The organism is Serratia proteamaculans, assembly GCF_013337185.1.
In the GTDB taxonomy this organism is placed as follows: domain Bacteria; phylum Pseudomonadota; class Gammaproteobacteria; order Enterobacterales; family Enterobacteriaceae; genus Serratia; species Serratia proteamaculans_D.
Genome location: NZ_SWDE01000001.1, coordinates 1627170 through 1643868, shown reverse-complemented (window position 1 = coordinate 1643868; position 16699 = coordinate 1627170). Strand labels below are relative to the sequence as shown.

Sequence of the window (16699 nt, the reverse complement as noted above, 5' to 3'; positions counted from 1 at the left end):
TTTTGTTCGCCTGTGGTGAAAACGGTTTTTCACTATACCTTAAATCATTGGCGTTGCCTCAGCGTTAAGCGGGGCGACAATGGCGGCCAACGCTTGATGTGCAGCTTCATCGATTGTGTCTTCCGCCGCAGTTGCCACGTTCTCCGCCAACAGCGTCTGCAGGCCAACTAACCAGTCGTAGATATAAAACGCGGTGTTTCTCGCCGGGGTGGGGGCCAGTTTGGTTAACCGGTGTTGGCTACTCCAGTCCACGGCGGGCTGCGGTGGAGGGGTAAAGATGGGTTGGCCGTGATTGATTCGGCTGGCGGGGCGTAACTTCGCCTCGCGCTGCTGGAAGCCCAGCCAGGTGACGAAATCACTCAATATCGCTAACGCCTGGCTGACCTGTCTGTCCTCAGCTTGTTCAGGTTGCGCCCCGGCAGACAAGGCACGTTCCAAAGATTCGGCAATTTCCAATCGGCAGGCGGCGGTGATTAACGCGTCGACCAGTATCTCCAGATGCTGCTTGCCGATGCCCAACAAGGCCAGCAGTTGGCTATTGTCCGGCAGGCTGCGCAGATGATTTATCCAATCGGCAAACACCCGTTGGGCAAACGAATCACCGTCTTGCCCGATGGGCGCCACACAGGCCATATCTTCCTCGTCAAACAGATCGATCTCAACCTCGAACGTTGGGCCACCGGCCACCGGTGCGGGCAAGTTATGCTGTTGCTGGCTATACAGTTGGCGCAGGGTATCGCACTGCGGCAGCAGCCACTCGAGCAGTTCGCCGTGGATCCCTGCCTGTGCCTGCAATTTGCGCAGTAACTGCTGGGCGCGCTGCTGCGTTAACGGCGTATCCGCTGCGTGCAGCCAGTTGCCGAGCAGGCTTTCCGTCAGCTCGCGTTGCAGTTCCTGCTGTTGTTCAAGAATGCGCTCCTGTTTCAAGGTCGGACGCGCCTGTGCCGCCAGCCAGGTCACCATGCGCTGGCAGTCGCTTTCATCCATCGCCAGCAGGGTGGCCCAACTTTCGCCCGGTTCACCGACATAGCGTTGAACGGCGTCGTCGGGGCGGGATTTCCCTTCCTGACGCGAGTCGAACGCGGTGACTGCCCAGATTAAACCCGGTTTGCGGCGGCTGCGTAGCTCCGCGGTTTCCCCCTGGGTTTGTCTGACCCAGTAGGCCAGCGCGTTGCCCGTACGGCCGGCATCTTGTGGCGTAAGGGCAGCATCGCTCACCAGCAGCAGACTGGCGTGCAGGCCATCGGCAGCGAGAGCCAGCAGGTTGGCGCGTTTTGTCTGCTGCATGCGCTGTATCAGCCCAGCGCCCGGGCATGGGGCGCCGGCCGGCAGGTCCAGCAGTTCGATACTGTTCGGTAACCCGACATTTCCTCTCGCTGGCAAGGTTGTAGTGACCGAGGCCGCCAACCACGCCAGGTCAGCCAACGCGATCGCTACCTCGACGCCATGCTCCGTCAGCACGGTCAGCCTTTCTCCGGCCGATGCAGGGATTGTCTGGGCATGCACAATCCCCTCATCCTGGCTCAATACCTGGCGGGGGGCATACAGGCGCTCGCAGTGGCCCAGGGCGTGCAGGGCATGCGCCAACTGGCGATAACAGGTTGTCAGTGCTGGCTCCTCGCCCCAAAGCGGTGCGAACAGCCCGGCGCGGTCGTCAACGTTCAAATAGGGTGCCAGTGAGATGGCATGTGGCCAGAAGTGTCTTGCCAGCGGCGTTTGCCATTTGCCGCCCTGAAGACGAAGGTTGTCCCACAGCGCTACCATGGCGTTGCTGTCCAGCCCGCCGATAGCCATCGGCTGGCGGAGACGCTCCAGTGCCTGCAGATGTGCGGCCATGGCACGGGCATCCCAATCCGGTCGAAAACCGCCCATCAAGGCGCTGCCAATCAACATGGCAACCAACTGCGCCTCATCCAGCAGGGAAACGGCAACAGGGTAAGACGGCGGATTTTGGGCGTCACCACAGCGGTAGCGTACCGCCAGCGTGGCATCTTCGGTCAATAGCCTGGCACCGGGCGCCAGTGCCGCCAACAAGTGGGCCTTGGCCGCGGCGTTATGACCATAGAGGCCGATGGTCAGGGGCTGATGCATGGCGCTGTCCAACTGCCTGGCCCGGTTGTAGCTGCGGCGCAGACGGACAGTCAGGTTATCGGCCTCCCGGTTCAGCCGGGTGGACTGCTGCCGGGTAGCGGCCACCCAGTCAATCGCCTGTGCAATGCTGTTTCCAAGGCTGCTTATCGGCTCGTGCCGGCCGGAGGTGATAGGTTTCATCGCTGATAAATGCTCCCGCTGTCAATCCAATAATGGGTTGCGCCAGAGGCGCTGGCTGCCAGGGTATTGAGTTTTAGTTGCAGGCTGTCTGCGGGCACCGGCGTGCCGTCGGCCAGGCGGGCTTCGGCAATGCTGACGCCTTCGGCTCCCTGCCGATCATTGCCGGTGATGGCCAAACGCAGGCTGATGACCGCATCGCCAGCCAGTTTGCGCGCCAGAGCGGCATCGGTAATGGTCAGGGCGTAGAGCGGCGATGCCGGCCAGCGTGGGTTATCCAATTGACGGAATCCCAGACGCAGCGGGCCACGTAGCTGGAAATAGCTGTCGGGATCCAGCGCAAAGTCTGCGCAGTCCAGATCGATATCGCGATAATAGACATTATCGTCGGCCAGCATGTTATTGCTGTCCAGCATGCCCAGATGACGAATGGTGGAATAGGGTTGGAAGTCGCCGACGTTAAAGTAAAAACTCTCCAGCCGCAGGTCGATAGCCAACAGGCACAGCATGGCACCCACGGCGGCGGTTGATTTGGGATTATCGATGCGCCCGCCTTGGTTAAACGGATACCAACTGCGGGTGTGATAACCCTCAAGCGGCAAAATTCGGCTGGCGGGCAAGGGTTGCAGGTGTCGCAACAGCGCCTGAACGCCGGGGAAACACGCCGGACGGCCGGTGATTAACAGCACATCGCAGCTATACAAGGCTACAACCTCGCACAGCAGGCGCAGGCAGTGGCTGATGCCGATTCGGTCAGACAGGAAAGCGGCATGCACGGCCCCCAGCCGGATCACCAGCGGGGTCTGCAGAATGTCGAAGGCGGCGTTGCCGGATCCGCGCTGAACCTCGTCATTGATAAATGCCAGCACCTGCAGGGTGGGCATCTGTGGCAATAGTTCGCCCAGAGTGGCGGCGATTTCCGCGTGGCTGTCCAGCGGATCGTAATCTTCATAGGCACTCAGCAGCGCGCGCCCGGCGGGTATGAAAATCTGCAGCGTGGCCTGCTGGCGCAGGGTGGAGAACCCATCCATACGCCCCTGGTTGCCAAACAGCTTGTCCATTATCGCCGCTGCAGCGCTGGCCCCGGCCTGTTCAAACGCCTGCTGTACGGCGGGCAAGATAAATTGCCCAATCACATCCAGCAAAATGTCGTCGCCGGCGAGCTTGAATCCTTCACGGAACAACAGGCGCGGATTGATTTTGATGTTGTTGCCCACGCCATCATCCAGCCGGTATTGGGTAATCGCCAGATCGGTAGTGCCGCCGCCGATATCGATAGAGGCGATACGCAGTGATTTTCCCGGTTGTTCTCCCGGCACTGGCGGTCGGTCCGGCCGGGCCATGGCGGCGAAAAAGGCGTCGGTGCGGCCGGCAAAATTGACCTGAGTTTCGTTATACAGATAAACCATCTGGCCGCAGGTGGCTTCGTCCCATTCCATATGCACCACTGGCACCGGCATACGGGCTTGCTCAGCGCTGAACGGGGCATCCAGCGGGTGCCAACCCATGGCTTTCCATAGCAGGCCAATCGCCTCTTGCATGCGGCGGCGGAAAATTTCACGCTCCGGCTTGGGCATCGCCGAAGGCAATGTCAGGATGATGGTACGCAAACGCCGAGGGGCCGCGGTGTTCGGCATTTTGATTCGTTGGGCGGCGCTGTTGATTTGCATCAGTGCCTGCGCCAGCAGCTCGGTCAGCATCAGGGCCATGACCGAGCTGCGGCTATAGTGGGCGGCAAAAACCGGCAACCGCTCATCTACCGGCAGCGCAGACAGTGGAACACCTTCGTCGTTGATCAGTGAGCTTAACGGCGCGGCGGCAGCCATTGGTTCTTGTTGGCTGTTAAAACGCCAGCCGGGCGCATAGCGTTCTTCGTCCCACAGGTAACGGCGTGGGCTGGAAATGCCGGTGGTGCCTTCGGTACCTTCCCGCCGCTGGGCCAGTTGCGCGGCTTCCCGGCCCACGCGGAGGATCGAAGGCCAGACAAAGGCATCATCGCGCCCGCTTTGGTATGAAAGGTGAGGTTTGCCAAATGACGCCTGGGCAAACTCCACCCGGCTTTCAAACAACTCGTTGTAAACGCAATGCGGTGCAGACAGCGAACGTAACTGCAGTTCATTGGTCTGTTTCAGGCCATTATTTTCTTGCGGATGATCTTCGACCAGCACCCCGCAGGTGTGCGAATTGCCGACATCCAAAATCAGATCTACGTTGATCGCGGGCTGTTGCGGCGTCTCCCCGATGATTTTTATCTGCGGCAGCGTTAATTGGCTGCCAAGCAGGTTCAACAGATTGAGGTAGTGCGCCTGATATTCGAAGGTTTTCAGCCCGGCGTTTATTTCTGATTCGCTGCGTAGTTCCTGGCTGCTCGCGGATTGGCTAAAGACTTCGCGCAGCCAACTGTCTACCCAGGTCAGGTCAAGAAACTCGCCCAGCTCATGGTTTTGATGGCCCAGCGAGAAGCCGATCCCGGTGTTGATGTCGCTTTCGCCTGGGGCTAGTGCTTCCTGGCCTGCGGCGGCGAGCCGGGTATCAAAGGCCAGGACCACCCGCAGCAGGTTGCCGTCCTGGTCGGGGCTATCGAGTAACCGCGTCTGCATGCGGGCCCAGTTATCCGGCCCGGACAAAAACACCCCTGATGAAGTACAACGAAAGAAAGGTAGCGGCAGCCAGGTTTTATCCAGCAGTTGCAGCGATTGCTGCAGAGAATGGCTGAACTCCGGGCGAACCACTTCAGCGCTCTGTCCCGGTTGGGCGGGCAACAGGTATTTGCCACTGTCGGCATCCCATTGCAGGCGCAGTAGCGGGCCACTGGCCGTCTGGCGGACAAACTTGCCCGGAAACTCATCATCCAGAACCGGCGTCAGGGCGAAGTCCAAAAATTGAATGCCGCTATCCTGAATCAGCGTCATGCTGCGTGGGTAATCAGTAAGAGGGGCCAGCATTATTTACTCTCGCGCTTTAACATCATGGGATAGACCGTTTGGGCATCGTAGCGACCGACGCAGGCCGCCGGGCCGGTTTCATTTTGCGTACAGGTAATTTCCGGCATTTGGTAGCGGCTGCCGTCGCTACAGCGTGCTTTGGTGCGGCTGTTAATTACCAGATTGCCGGACTGCATCAGCCCGGCCTCAATCGGTACCCGGCAGGTGATGGCATCACCGTAAGTAATGCTTGCAGTACCTTTCCCCTCTTTGATGCGATATTGCAGGCTGGGACGTTTACCGGTGGGCAGATCTTTGAGTGCCACAGTGGCTCGCCATTTACCGTTCAGAAAACGCACTGAACCGACTTTGACCGAATCGCTGGGCAACACCAGCGCATGCTTGTCCGCCGGCGGCATGACAACGGGGAGCGGGGCGGGTGGCATCAGCGTCGCCGGTGCTAAGGGCAGATGCAGTTTGAATGCGGGTACGATAGCGCGTTGCGACGGTACCGCTGGCGGTGCGACAACAGGCTCTGCAAGTGGGGCGCTTGGGCGGCTCAGCCAGCCAAACAGCAGGGCAATCAGCATCATCACAGGCAGCATCCAGCCATAACGGCGCCATTGGCGACGTGCTTGCACCGGCGTAGTTGCAGCAGGCGGCGTAACCACCGGTTCTGGTGCGGGTTTGGCGGCGGGAATGACCACCGGGCGCGGCGCGGCAGCGATAGGCGTCGGTTTTTCTTCTTCGGCCGGGCGCAGGCTTGCCAGCGGGTCGTCCTGGCACTGAGCCGCTGGCTTGATAAAGCCCCAGAAGGTCAATACCGGTTTGCCATCGACCAGATAAACATGGTTGGGGTCAGGGATTTGCATGGCCTTGGCCAGCAATGCGCCAAACAGACGGTGGCTGGGGTGCGGGTGGGTCTGTGTCTGAGCGACCAGAGTACGGAATGTCGCCAGGCTTTGTTCCAGCAACTGCACGGCCTGCGTGCGTTGGGCATCACTCGCTGCCAGCCAGGACGTTACTTTCCCCGGAAAGGGGGAATACCAGTCAATGCGGGTACCCGTTTCGTTCGGCTGCGGGACAGCCAGGCAGTCTGCGGCCGGTTGCTGTTGGCGAATGCGCAATGTTTCTCGCAATTGCAGTGCGCAGGCGTAAACCGGTTGCCCATTTTCGCCCAATGCAAGCACATCATCTAAACTGCCACTGCGTAAAAAGGGTTTCACCACGGCAAAAAACCTTGTCCTGTTCGGCTAAACAAATAATCGGCCATGGTAACCCGTGACCAGAACGGTCAAACGGATAAGGACAGGGGTAAAATGCCGTTCTTTAAGAGGTTCAAGATGTCACAGATTGATGACTCAGACTTTGGTGGCGCGAAAATCGCGCTGTTGTGCGGCGATAACGTGCTGACCTACCAGCGTGATGACAAGGTGGATATTCCCTGGCCCGGCTGTTGGGATTTGCCGGGGGGCGGGCGCGAAGGGGATGAGACGCCGCTGCAATGCGTGCAGCGGGAAACGCTGGAAGAGTTTGGCCTGCAGATTGACGCACAGCAGGTGAGTTTACGTCAGCGTTACGAAGGGATTTTCCCCGGCTACCCGCCGACCTGGTTTATGCTGGGTCACATCACGCCGGAGCAGATAGCCGCCATTCGCTTTGGCGATGAAGGGCAACGCTGGCAGATGATGGTCATCGAGCGCTTTATTGTACATCCACAGGGCATCTCGCACCTGCAGCAACGGTTGGCGCAGCATCTGCAGCGCTAGGCTTGTTCCACGGCTTCAATCCGGGCGATCAGCGCGTCGATCTGACGGTCGGAAAACACCTCAATACCATTCTGGCGCAGCAGTTCGGCGGTGACGCCGCTGCCGGGTTTGGTCTGGCCGCTGAAAGAACCGTCGTAGATAAACTGGCTGCCGCAGGATGGGCTGCCGTCGGTAAGCAGGGCAAAGCGACAATCATGCCGTTGTGCGGTCTCCAGCGCCAGATGGGCACCGAGCAGATAGCCGGCGGTGACGTCACCGCCGCTGACTTCAACCACTCTTGCCCGTTGAGCCAGTACCGTGGCGCCTTCAGCGGATGGGGTGATTTCTGCCGAGGGGCGTGGGGTGGGAAAACCGGCGGCCAGCTCCGGGCAGCACACTACCAGGCGGCCTTCGCGCTGCCAGCGTTGCAGGGTGGCGTCGAACAAGGGCTTATCGGATCCGTTATAACGAACTTTAAAACCGGCCAGGCAAGCGCTGAATAAAATCTTTGACGGCATGGGCTCTGTCTCTGTCACAGTGGCGAAAGCGTGGGGCAGGCGGCCCACGCGCGCGGCTTTAACATAGCAGAATCATCTCGCCGATGTCAGCGCCAGACGATTAATCTCCTCAGGCTCAATGACCCGCAGCGTCGTCTGGTGGCGTGCCACTGCCAGCATCGCCAGCCCGACGCGTTCGGTGGTGGTGACCTGGTGGGGGAACAGCCGAAGCGCGCCAAACCACAGCGGTTTAAATAGCCGATACAGCAAATCATAAAGCCGGGTTCTGGAGCGGATGCCGTGCAGTGGCACGATAGCGCCGGGGCGGAACATCACGGCGTGGAAAGGCAGTGCCAGCAAGGCGTTCTCGGTTGCGCCCTTGACTCTGGCCCACATGCTGCGGCCGCGTTCGCTGCTGTCGGTGCCGACACCGGAAACATAAATAAAGGTCATCGCCGGGTTCAGCCGCGCAAGCGGACCAGCGGCGGCCAGCGTCAGGTCGTAAGTCAAGGCGCGGTAACGCGCTTCGTTCATGCCGGCTGAGGAGACGCCAAGGCAGAAAAAGCAGGCGTCGTAACCTGCAAGCTGTGTCTCTACGGCAGATAAGTCACTCAGATCGGGCAGTGTCAACTGCCTTAATTTTGCATGGCTCTGCACCAGCGCGCTGCGGCCGATGCAGAGCACTTCCGTCACCTGCGGGTCACGCAGGCATTCGCGCAGCGCGCCCTGGCCGACCATACCACTGGCGCCAAATATAATGACTTTCATGCTCTGTTCTCCCTGGTACCGGTAAGGCGTTGGCTGCGCCAGCGGTTCGGCGTTTGCGCTTCCCATTGCATAAAGGCGCGGCTGAACGAATTCAATTCTTCAAATCCGAGTACAAAGGCGATTTCCCCCGGCTCCAGAGTGGTTTCGGCCAGCAGTTGGCAGGCGGTACGGTGGCGGGTTTTATCCAGCAATTGCTGGTAGCTGTAGCCATGCTGTTGCAAGCGACGTTGCAGGGTGCGCGGGCTGATATATAGCTCGGCGGCCACGCTGTTAACGCTTGGGCGCTGGCCGCGCATGCTGCGCCCCAGTATCGCCATCACCTGGCTCGGCAGGCTGTCGTCCTGCAGCGATCTGGCCAGTTCGAACTCCAGCCCTGGCAGCAGCACCGTCAGCATGTCCTGATTGTAGGTGATGAAGGGTTGGTGCATCAGCGTACGGTCAAACACCAGCACATCCAGCGGGGCATTGAAATGCACCGGGCAACCGAAGTAGTGCGACAGCGGTGAGGCAGGATCCGGCCTTCGGGTCAGTTCGATAGCCCGTGGGTGTATCGCCTGACCGGTGCCACGGCGGCACAGGGTAATGATAGAGGCGAACATCGCGTCTATCAGCAAATCCGGCGCATGGCTCTTGGCCATGGTCCAGCGGGTGTGCAGACGGATACTGTCGCCATCCTCTACCAGCATCAGTTCTTCCGGACACAGCAGCCGTTTGTAACGGGCGACCTTTTGCAACGCGTCCCCGAGAGTGGCGGAATGCAGCGCAGCGACCGAAGCAATATCATAATGCTCTGGTGGCACTTCGCCGCCAAGACGCAGGCCGAAACCGCTGTCACTCAACTGGGCGAGGGCACGCCAGATATCGAAGAACTGCCGGGTGGACAGCTTGACCTTCTCACGTCGCTCGCTGAGTAACCCTTCAGGCAGGCCGGCCAACTGACCGACCCGTTCGATATCCACACCCAGCGCCATCAGGCGGGCCGACAGGGCGCTGGACAGGGCGATCTGATCGCTGCTCATTGTTATTCCTTATGATTGACCGGCCACCAGAGCCGCCAGAGCGGCGTGATCCGGCTGGCTGTCGTCCCGATCGGTGCTCAGACTGAGCGTTCGGAAGGCGGCATCTTCTGCCTCACGTGCCGCCAATACCTGTTGGGCCAAATATACCGCATCGCTGCCGAGCAACAGGCGTAACGGCGGCTGGTTTATCGTCGTCAGTTGCAGGATCGCCTGCGCCGCCTTGGCCGGATCGCCGGGTTGATTGCCGTTATGTTGCTGCAGGTAATCCAGCATTGGGGCGAAGAGTGGCTGGTAAGCTGTGCCGACCGGTGCGACGGTCATCGACGAGCCTGCCCAGTCGGTACGAAAGCCACCCGGTTCTACCATGGTGAGTTTCACGCCGAACGGGGCAATTTCCTTGGCCAGCGATTCGGAGAAGCCTTCGAGCGCCCACTTGGCGGTATGGTAGGCGCTAAGGCCCGGCATACCCAGGCGAGCGCCGATAGTGGATATCTGAATGATATGGCCGCTACCCTGTTGACGCAGTATAGGCAGAGCGGCGCGAGTCACGTTGAAGACACCGTAAAAGTTAGTGTCGATCTGGGCGCGAAAATCGGCTTCATCGGCTTCTTCTACCGGCGCAATATTGCCGTAGCCGGCGTTGTTGACCAGCACGTCGAGGCGGCCGAAGTGTTCAACCGCCGTTTGCACTGCGCGTTTTGCCGCTGCGGCATCGGTAACGTCCAGCGCTACGGTGATAACCCGGTCGCCAAAGCTGTCCACCAGCGGCTGCAATTGCTGTGGCTGGCGCGCAGTAGCCACCAGACGATGTCCGGCAGCCAGCACCGCTTGCGCCAACTGCCGGCCCAGACCGCGCGAACTGCCAGTGATTAACCACACCTGAGACTGAGACATACAACCTTCCTTACCTGTTCATTGGGTGAGGTCTCACTCTAGAAGGTTAGACGCTGTACTGATAATCCGATTATGCCAACAATTAATCCGATTGCGCCAATGTGCTTTCACGCGTCGGCATCAGTCTTTGGATGGTTGCGCCGACCCGTAATACCGCTTGCTCAATCTCGGGCATCAGCTTCGGTGCATAGGCATAGTTGATGCGCAGACAATGGCGGTATTTACCTGAGGCGGAAAAAATACTGCCGACGGCGATCTGCACGCCCTGTTGCTCCAGATGACGGTTGAGCCGCAGGGTATCAAATTCTTCATCCAGTTCGATCCACAGCATAAAGCCGCCGCGCGGCTGGCTGACGCGGGTACCGGGAGGGAAGTATTTCATAATCCAACCGGTCATGATGTCGCGGTTTTGTTGGTAGCGGGTGCGCATGCGCCGCAGGTGTTGCAGGTAGTGACCGTGACGGATGAATTCGGCAATCGCCAACTGTGGCTGGGTGGCGGTGGATCCGGTGCCGATATATTTCATGTGCAGTACGCGCTCCAGATAGCGGCCGGGAGCGATCCAGCCGATGCGCAGGCCGGGCGCCAAGGTTTTTGAAAAAGAGCTGCACAACAGCACCCGTCCATCTTCATCGAAGGACTTGATGGTACGCGGTCGCGGATATTGGTAGGCGATATCGCCGTACACGTCATCTTCAATAATCGTCACGTCAAAGCGCTGCGCCAGCGTCAGCAAACGTTGCTTGTGCGCCTCCGGCATGATGTAACCCAGCGGATTATTGCAGTTGGGGGTCAACAGGATGCTTTTGACCGGCCACTGTTCCAGTGCCAGCTCCAGCGCTTCCAGGCTGATGCCGGTGAGCGGATCGGTGGGGATTTCCAGCGCCTTCATCCCCAAGCCTTTCAGCGTCTGCATGGTGCCGTGGAAGCAGGGGGAGTCAACCGCCACAATGTCCCCTGGCTGGCATACTGCGCGCAGCCCGGCGGACAATGCCTCGTGACAGCCGGTGGTGATCACCAACTGATCGGCATCAATCTGGCAACAGGAATCGAGTAGCAGGCGGGCAATTTGCTCACGTAACCCCAGCACGCCCTGAATGCTGTCGAAATGCAGACTGCGCAGATCGCCGTGGCGGCCCATATGCCCCAATGCTTTCATCAGCGGTTTCAACGTCGGTTCACTGATATCCGGCATGCCACGACCCAGTTGAATCAGGTCTTCGCGCGGCTTGTTGCGGATCAGTTCCAGCACCTGCTCCCACTGTGAAATATCCACCGGTCGCTGCACCGGGCGGGTCACCGCGGGCAGTTCGGCCAAATTCCGTCGCGCCTGCACAAAATAGCCCGACTTTGGCCGGGCCTCTACCAGATGTCTCTCTTCCAGCAGACGGTAGGCCTGCTGCACCGTGCTGATGCTGACGCCGTGTTCCTGGCTCAACATGCGTACCGAAGGCAGGCGATCGCCGGTCGGGTAAAGCCCCTGTTCAATGCGTTGGCTGAGGATCGCGGCCAGTGTGGCGTAGCGTGTCATACAGATGCCCAGAATGAGAGTGGATGGAGGTAAAACCGGTACAGATGAAGTTAAATTAGACCATGCAGACAGACAGAGACAGCTTTTGTATGGAAAAAATACTGTCGGCTTGAATCTGTATTGTTTTTTGTCCGCAGCGCATCATCAATCTCAGGCTAAATCGAAGGAGATTGAATGATGACAGTTATTGTTGCCGACGTACCCGCACCCCGTCAGACCCGATTAATTCCCCTTTGGCGACTCTATTGGCAGCGTTATCTTACCCGCCAATCCTTGCTGCTGTTGGACGACGCACAGTTGGCGGATATCGGCCTGACGCGCACTGACGCGTGGCGGGAAGGGTGCAAGCCTTTCTGGCGAGGCTAAACGCTGACGGCGTTTTTTAGAATAAAAAATTCATTTATACCCGCCGGGCTGGTTTCTGCTTGCCCGGTTTTATGTTGTTTCATTCGAGCCTGCAAGGATTTATGAACGGCATCACGAATATCATCTTTATTCTATCCCTCGCTTGTTATTGAAATTTATATTCCATATAAACGCTTATCAGATGATGCATTTCATTGTGTGCGCCATCCTATATGACTATCGGTAACGGGAGAAGGTGATGAAACAGGTTCGCGTTGGTTTAATTGGCACCGGCTACATTGGGCGCTGCCACGCTATTGCTTATGCGCAGGCTGCCACGGTATTTCCACTTAAAGGGGAACTGGTGCTGGAAATGCTGGCAGAAGTGACGCCAGAATTGGCGCAACAGCGAGCCGCAGAGTTTGGTTTCTCGCGCTCCACCGGTGACTGGCGCCAACTGGTGGCCGATCCGTCGATAGATGTGGTGGATATCTGCGCGCCCAACTTCCTGCATAAAGAAATGGCGCTGGAGGCGATCCGCCACGGCAAACACGTCTATTCCGAAAAACCGCTGGCGCTGGACGCCAAAGACGCCGCCGAAATGGTACAGGCCGCGCGGGCTAAAGGGGTCAAAACCCTGGTGGGCTTCAACTATATGAAGAATCCGACCAGCCAGTTGGCGCGTGAAATTATTGCCAATGGCGAGATAGGTGAAGTGGTGCATTTCTACGGTACCCACAACGAAGATTACCTCGCCGACCCACGTACGCCGATCGATTGGCACTGCCGCAAGGCGACGGCCGGGTTGGGGGCGCTGGGTGACCTGGCGGCGCATATTGTGAATATGGCGCACTATCTGGTGGGGGACATTGTTGCCGTCTCCGGCGATATGCAGACCATCATTAAACAGCGTCCGGATGCGAAAGACTCTACGCTGATGCATCAGGTGGAAAACGAAGATCAGGCCAGTGCGCTGGTACGCTTTGCCGGCGGGGCGATGGGCACCATCGAAACCTCACGTATTGCCTGCGGGCGAAAAATGGGGCTGACCTATGTGGTCACTGGCACTAGGGGGACGCTGAGTTACACTCAGGAGCGGATGGCGGAACTGAAGCTGTATCGTCATGATGAGCCGGCGGAGCGTCAGGGTTTTAAAACCTTGCTGGTGGGGCCAAAGCATCCGGATTACGCCGCTTTCTGCATTAGCGCCGGGCATGGTATCGGCTTTAACGATCAGAAAACGGTGGAGATCCGCGACCTGGTCAACGGTATTGCCGCCGATGACCCTATGTGGCCGGACTTTGAAGAAGGCTGGAAAGTCTCTTGCGTGCTGGATGCGATCGCCGCTTCCGCCGAACAGCGCCGCTGGCTGGAGATCAACCGCGACTGAGAATAACTTATGGCGCTCGTAAATTGAGAGCGCCTTAAGCTATGAAGAAGTTAGGCCATTAGCTTAGTAAGCTAATAGCCTGATAGCTTAAAAGGCAAAGCATGAGCAGCCGAACGCGCCCCAGAAGGCATTGTCGTCCGAGACGGGAATGCTGGAGCGGCGAGCGACATCATGCTGATGCGCATGCACACCGCACGGGCCGCAGCACTGGTGCGCCTGGCTTAATACCCCGCTACGGGTCGTGGCGGCAGGCGGCGCAGAGCGATAATGCCCTGGCACCTGAGTGACCGGCGACCAGTCCGGCAGCACCGGTATTGCCGGTGGCGCCAACGGTGAGAAGCTACCGGCGGCATAAACCACTTTGCCGTCCACCACCGTCATCACCGATTCAATCCCCTTGATCTGCTCCTCCGGCACGCTGAAATAGTCCTGCGACAGCACCGCCAGATCCGCCAACTGCCCAACCTTAATCTGCCCTTTTTTGCCTTGCTCGGTAGAGAACCAGGCGCTGCCCTGGGTCCACAGCATCAGCGCCGTTTCACGATCCAGCCGGGCATTGTCGTCATACATCGCCATGCCGCCGACGGTGCGGCCGGAAACCAGCCAGTACAGTGCGGTCCACGGGTTATAACTGGCCACGCGGGTGGCGTCGGTGCCCAGCCCAACCGGCAGTTCGGCCGCCAGCATTTTGGCCACCGGCGGCGTCTGTTTGGTGGCTTCCTTACCGTAGCGTTCGGCGAAATACTCGCCCTGGAATGCCATGCGGTGCTGTACCGCAATGCCGCCACCCAGTGCTTTCACCCGCTCGATGTTGCGATCGGAGATGGTTTCGGCGTGATCGAAAATCCAGTGCAGGCCGTTGAACGGAATTTCGCGGTTCACCTTTTCGAACACGTTCAGCATGCGGCTGATGGATTCGTCATAGGTGGCATGCAGGCGGAATGGCCAGCGGTGTTCGACCAAATGGCGTACCACGCGCTCGAGTTCGTCTTCGGTGCCTTCCGGCAGATCCGGACGTGGCTGCAGGAAATCCTCGAAGTCGGCGGCGGAGAATACCAGCATCTCACCGGCGCCGTTATGGCGGTAAAAATCGGTACCCTGGCCCGGTTGTAGCATGTCGGTCCACAGCTTGAAATCCTCCAGTTCCTGTTTGGGACGTTGGGTGAACAGGTTGTAGGCAATCCGCAGGGTCAACTGCTTTTTCTCGTGCAGCTCGGCGATCACCTGATAGTCCTCTGGGTAGTTCTGGAAACCACCCCCGGCGTCAATGGCGCTGGTCAGGCCAAGGCGATTCAACTCGCGCATAAACTGACGGGTCGAATTGACCTGCTGTTCCAGCGGCAGTTTTGGCCCTTTGGCCAGAGTGGCATACAGGATCATCGCATTGGGTTTGGCAATCAGCATGCCGGTCGGGTTGCCGTTGCCGTCACGCTGAATTTCGCCCCCAGGCGGGTTCGGCGTGTCTTTGGTGTAGCCCACCACTTTCAGCGCTGCGCGGTTGAGCAGGGCGCGGTCATACAGATGCAGGATAAATACCGGGGTATCCGGTGCCGCCTGATTGATTTCATCCAGCGTCGGCATGCGGCGTTCGGCAAACTGAAACTCGGTCCAGCCACCGACCACCCGTACCCACTGCGGGCTGGGGGTGCGCAGCGCCTGTTCCTTCAACATGCGTAACGCATCGGCCAGAGAAGGTACCCCTTCCCAGCGCAGCTCAAGGTTATAGTTCAGGCCGCCGCGGATCAGGTGCAGGTGTGAGTCATTGAGGCCGGGGACTGCGGTGTGGCCGTGCAGGTCAATCACCTGCGTTTCTGGCCCTGCGTACTGCATGACTTCGTTTTCATTGCCGACGGCGAGGAATTTGCCGTCGCGGATCGCCACGGCCTGGGCGGTAGGTTGCTCGCGATCGACAGTATGAAATTTACCGTTGGTGATAATCAGGGAAGCATGGTTACTCATAACGTTCTCCCGGCAGGCCGCCTAACGGCGGGTGAGCCATTGATGAAATACGCGGGTCACTATTGGCATCCAGAGAAACACCACCAGGGCAACTACGGTGGCGTCATTAAGAAAATGGCCGATCAGGGTGCCGTTCAATTGCGGCAACAGCTTGCCCCAGAACCAGGGCACCAAATTGGTGGAGGGGAAGATCACCAGCAGGGTGATCAAAAATTGTTTCCACTTGGCAGGCTGGCGGGTGTTGGGGCTTGGCGGCGTGAACCAGAATTCCGCACCGGGCCGAATTTCAATGCGATCGCTCTCCAGCAGCAGCGGTGAGACCTCCTCGATGTAGCGCTTGCGCAACGGCGAGTTAATCCACAGATAGAGATTGTCCAGGTTGTCAAAACGCACCAATACGGTATAGGCCTGTTCGTTGCCGGTAGGACGGATCACGTTAACGCCGAGGTGGCCGGTAAAGTTGGCAGCCTCGGGCATGATGCGTTTTAGCCAGGCCTCATAGGCCTGTTCCTGTCCCGGTGCCAAAAGATGGGTGATGACTAACGTGACATGCTGCGGATGGGCCATAGTATTCCACTCCAGAAAAACCCCGGCGCGAGGCCGGGGTGAAGGGTTATTTCGCCACGCGTGCAGGAGCGTGATGCACCATGGTGTAAGCGTAGTCGACACCCATGCCGTAAGCGCCGCTGTGTTCGCGCACCAGTGCCATCACCGCGTCGTAAGTCTCTTTACGTGCCCAGTCACGCTGGTATTCCAACAGCACCTGCTGCCAGGTCACCGGGATGGCACCGGCCTGCACCATGCGGTCGATTGAACGCTCATGCGCATCGACCGAGGTACCGCCGGAAGTATCGGTGACCACATAAACTTCGTAGCCGGCTTCAAGCGCCATCAGCGCCGGGAAGGTCAGGCACACTTCGGTCCACAGGGCGGAAATCACCAGCTTTTTGCGACCGGTAGCCTCCACGGCCTTCACGAAGGCGGCATCTTCCCAGGAGTTCATCGAGGTTCGTTCAATCGGGGTGATTTCAGGATGTACTGCCAACAGTTCCGGCCAGATATAGCCGCTGAAACTTTCGGTTTCCACCGAGGTAAAAATCGTCGGGACGTTAAAAATCTTGCCGGCTTTGGCCAGACCTACCACGTTGTTTTTCAGCAGCTGGCGATCAATATTAGCCACGCCAAAAGACATTTGCGGCTGGTGGTCGATGAAAATCAGTGCGGAATTATCTTTATCAAGCAATTGAAATTTAGACATGATTTACCTTCCCAGTGATACTTCGGTTTAACAGATGATGAGTGTCATCTCGATTAATCACAGAGTAGGCAGGGGCAGATTTCAAAGATAGCGCAGAA

Annotated in this window: 14 protein-coding genes; 3 read left to right on the top strand and 11 right to left on the bottom strand. The window is 58.6% G+C overall.

The window, feature by feature from the left end; genetic code table 11:
- Positions 1-39 precede the first annotated feature (39 nt).
- From FCL49_RS07655 to FCL49_RS07645, 3 genes are read right to left on the bottom strand one after another with little or no spacing between them, the layout of a single operon-like run.
- A complete protein-coding gene (locus FCL49_RS07655) occupies positions 40-2271 on the bottom strand; it encodes a virulence factor SrfC family protein (protein ID WP_174353053.1) in 2232 nt (743 codons plus the stop codon).
- Positions 2268-5213 carry a virulence factor SrfB gene (locus FCL49_RS07650; RefSeq protein WP_174353052.1) on the bottom strand — a complete coding sequence of 982 codons (2946 nt, stop codon included), beginning with the start codon at positions 5211-5213 and terminating at the stop codon, positions 2268-2270. The genes FCL49_RS07655 and FCL49_RS07650 overlap by 4 nt, the downstream gene beginning before the upstream one ends.
- Entirely contained in the window at positions 5213-6421 is a 1209-nt protein-coding gene (locus FCL49_RS07645) for an SrfA family protein (protein ID WP_174353051.1), read from the bottom strand. The genes FCL49_RS07650 and FCL49_RS07645 overlap by 1 nt, the downstream gene beginning before the upstream one ends.
- A gap of 114 nt (positions 6422-6535) precedes the next feature.
- Here FCL49_RS07645 and FCL49_RS07640 point away from each other — a divergent pair, with 114 nt between their 5' ends.
- The gene (locus FCL49_RS07640; protein WP_174353050.1) at positions 6536-6961 is read left to right on the top strand and encodes an NUDIX hydrolase; all 426 of its coding nucleotides are present in this window, start codon (positions 6536-6538) and stop codon (positions 6959-6961) included.
- Here FCL49_RS07640 and FCL49_RS07635 read toward each other — a convergent pair.
- The 5 genes from FCL49_RS07635 to FCL49_RS07615 all read right to left on the bottom strand — a co-directional run bounded on the left by FCL49_RS07635 (position 6958) and on the right by FCL49_RS07615 (position 11649).
- Entirely contained in the window at positions 6958-7458 is a 501-nt protein-coding gene (locus FCL49_RS07635; protein WP_174353049.1) for a DUF523 domain-containing protein, read from the bottom strand. The genes FCL49_RS07640 and FCL49_RS07635 overlap by 4 nt on opposite strands.
- Before the next feature lie 72 nt (positions 7459-7530).
- Positions 7531-8205 (bottom strand): epimerase, encoded by a 675-nt coding sequence (locus tag FCL49_RS07630; protein ID WP_174353048.1) that lies wholly within the window; start codon positions 8203-8205, stop codon positions 7531-7533.
- Entirely contained in the window at positions 8202-9224 is a 1023-nt protein-coding gene (locus FCL49_RS07625; RefSeq protein ID WP_174353047.1) for an AraC family transcriptional regulator, read from the bottom strand. Before FCL49_RS07625 ends, FCL49_RS07630 begins: the two co-directional genes overlap by 4 nt.
- A gap of 9 nt (positions 9225-9233) precedes the next feature.
- Complete coding sequence (locus FCL49_RS07620) at positions 9234-10118, bottom strand: oxidoreductase (RefSeq protein WP_174353046.1); 885 nt, start codon at positions 10116-10118, stop codon at positions 9234-9236.
- A gap of 82 nt (positions 10119-10200) precedes the next feature.
- Complete coding sequence (locus tag FCL49_RS07615; protein WP_174353045.1) at positions 10201-11649, bottom strand: PLP-dependent aminotransferase family protein; 1449 nt, start codon at positions 11647-11649, stop codon at positions 10201-10203.
- Between the two features lie 177 nt (positions 11650-11826).
- On the opposite strand from FCL49_RS07615, the gene FCL49_RS07610 reads away from it, so the two are divergent.
- A complete protein-coding gene (locus FCL49_RS07610; protein WP_174353489.1) occupies positions 11827-12015 on the top strand; it encodes a DUF1127 domain-containing protein in 189 nt (62 codons plus the stop codon).
- A 238-nt stretch (positions 12016-12253) separates the two neighbouring features.
- Positions 12254-13384 (top strand): Gfo/Idh/MocA family protein, encoded by a 1131-nt coding sequence (locus tag FCL49_RS07605; protein WP_174353044.1) that lies wholly within the window; start codon positions 12254-12256, stop codon positions 13382-13384.
- Positions 13385-13471: 87 nt separating this feature from the next.
- Here FCL49_RS07605 and FCL49_RS07600 read toward each other — a convergent pair whose 3' ends face one another.
- From FCL49_RS07600 to FCL49_RS07590, 3 genes are read right to left on the bottom strand one after another with little or no spacing between them, the layout of a single operon-like run.
- Positions 13472-15343, bottom strand: coding sequence for an amidohydrolase (locus FCL49_RS07600; RefSeq protein ID WP_174353043.1), 1872 nt, complete (start codon positions 15341-15343; stop codon positions 13472-13474).
- Positions 15344-15364: 21 nt separating this feature from the next.
- The gene (locus tag FCL49_RS07595) at positions 15365-15910 is read right to left on the bottom strand and encodes an antibiotic biosynthesis monooxygenase (RefSeq protein ID WP_174353042.1); all 546 of its coding nucleotides are present in this window, start codon (positions 15908-15910) and stop codon (positions 15365-15367) included.
- Positions 15911-15956: 46 nt separating this feature from the next.
- Positions 15957-16601 carry a hydrolase gene (locus FCL49_RS07590; RefSeq protein WP_135315704.1) on the bottom strand — a complete coding sequence of 215 codons (645 nt, stop codon included), beginning with the start codon at positions 16599-16601 and terminating at the stop codon, positions 15957-15959.
- Positions 16602-16699 lie beyond the last annotated feature (98 nt).

Coding starts and splice junctions, on each gene's coding strand:
- FCL49_RS07625 (WP_174353047.1), bottom strand. CDS start 9,224: ATGAGCAGCGATCAGATCGCCCTGTCCAGCGCCCTGTCGGCCCGCCTG.
- FCL49_RS07610 (WP_174353489.1), top strand. CDS start 11,827: ATGACAGTTATTGTTGCCGACGTACCCGCACCCCGTCAGACCCGATTA.
- FCL49_RS07655 (WP_174353053.1), bottom strand. CDS start 2,271: ATGAAACCTATCACCTCCGGCCGGCACGAGCCGATAAGCAGCCTTGGA.
- FCL49_RS07595 (WP_174353042.1), bottom strand. CDS start 15,910: ATGGCCCATCCGCAGCATGTCACGTTAGTCATCACCCATCTTTTGGCA.
- FCL49_RS07650 (WP_174353052.1), bottom strand. CDS start 5,213: ATGCTGGCCCCTCTTACTGATTACCCACGCAGCATGACGCTGATTCAG.
- FCL49_RS07590 (WP_135315704.1), bottom strand. CDS start 16,601: ATGTCTAAATTTCAATTGCTTGATAAAGATAATTCCGCACTGATTTTC.
- FCL49_RS07620 (WP_174353046.1), bottom strand. CDS start 10,118: ATGTCTCAGTCTCAGGTGTGGTTAATCACTGGCAGTTCGCGCGGTCTG.
- FCL49_RS07630 (WP_174353048.1), bottom strand. CDS start 8,205: ATGAAAGTCATTATATTTGGCGCCAGTGGTATGGTCGGCCAGGGCGCG.
- FCL49_RS07635 (WP_174353049.1), bottom strand. CDS start 7,458: ATGCCGTCAAAGATTTTATTCAGCGCTTGCCTGGCCGGTTTTAAAGTT.
- FCL49_RS07640 (WP_174353050.1), top strand. CDS start 6,536: ATGTCACAGATTGATGACTCAGACTTTGGTGGCGCGAAAATCGCGCTG.
- FCL49_RS07605 (WP_174353044.1), top strand. CDS start 12,254: ATGAAACAGGTTCGCGTTGGTTTAATTGGCACCGGCTACATTGGGCGC.
- FCL49_RS07600 (WP_174353043.1), bottom strand. CDS start 15,343: ATGAGTAACCATGCTTCCCTGATTATCACCAACGGTAAATTTCATACT.
- FCL49_RS07615 (WP_174353045.1), bottom strand. CDS start 11,649: ATGACACGCTACGCCACACTGGCCGCGATCCTCAGCCAACGCATTGAA.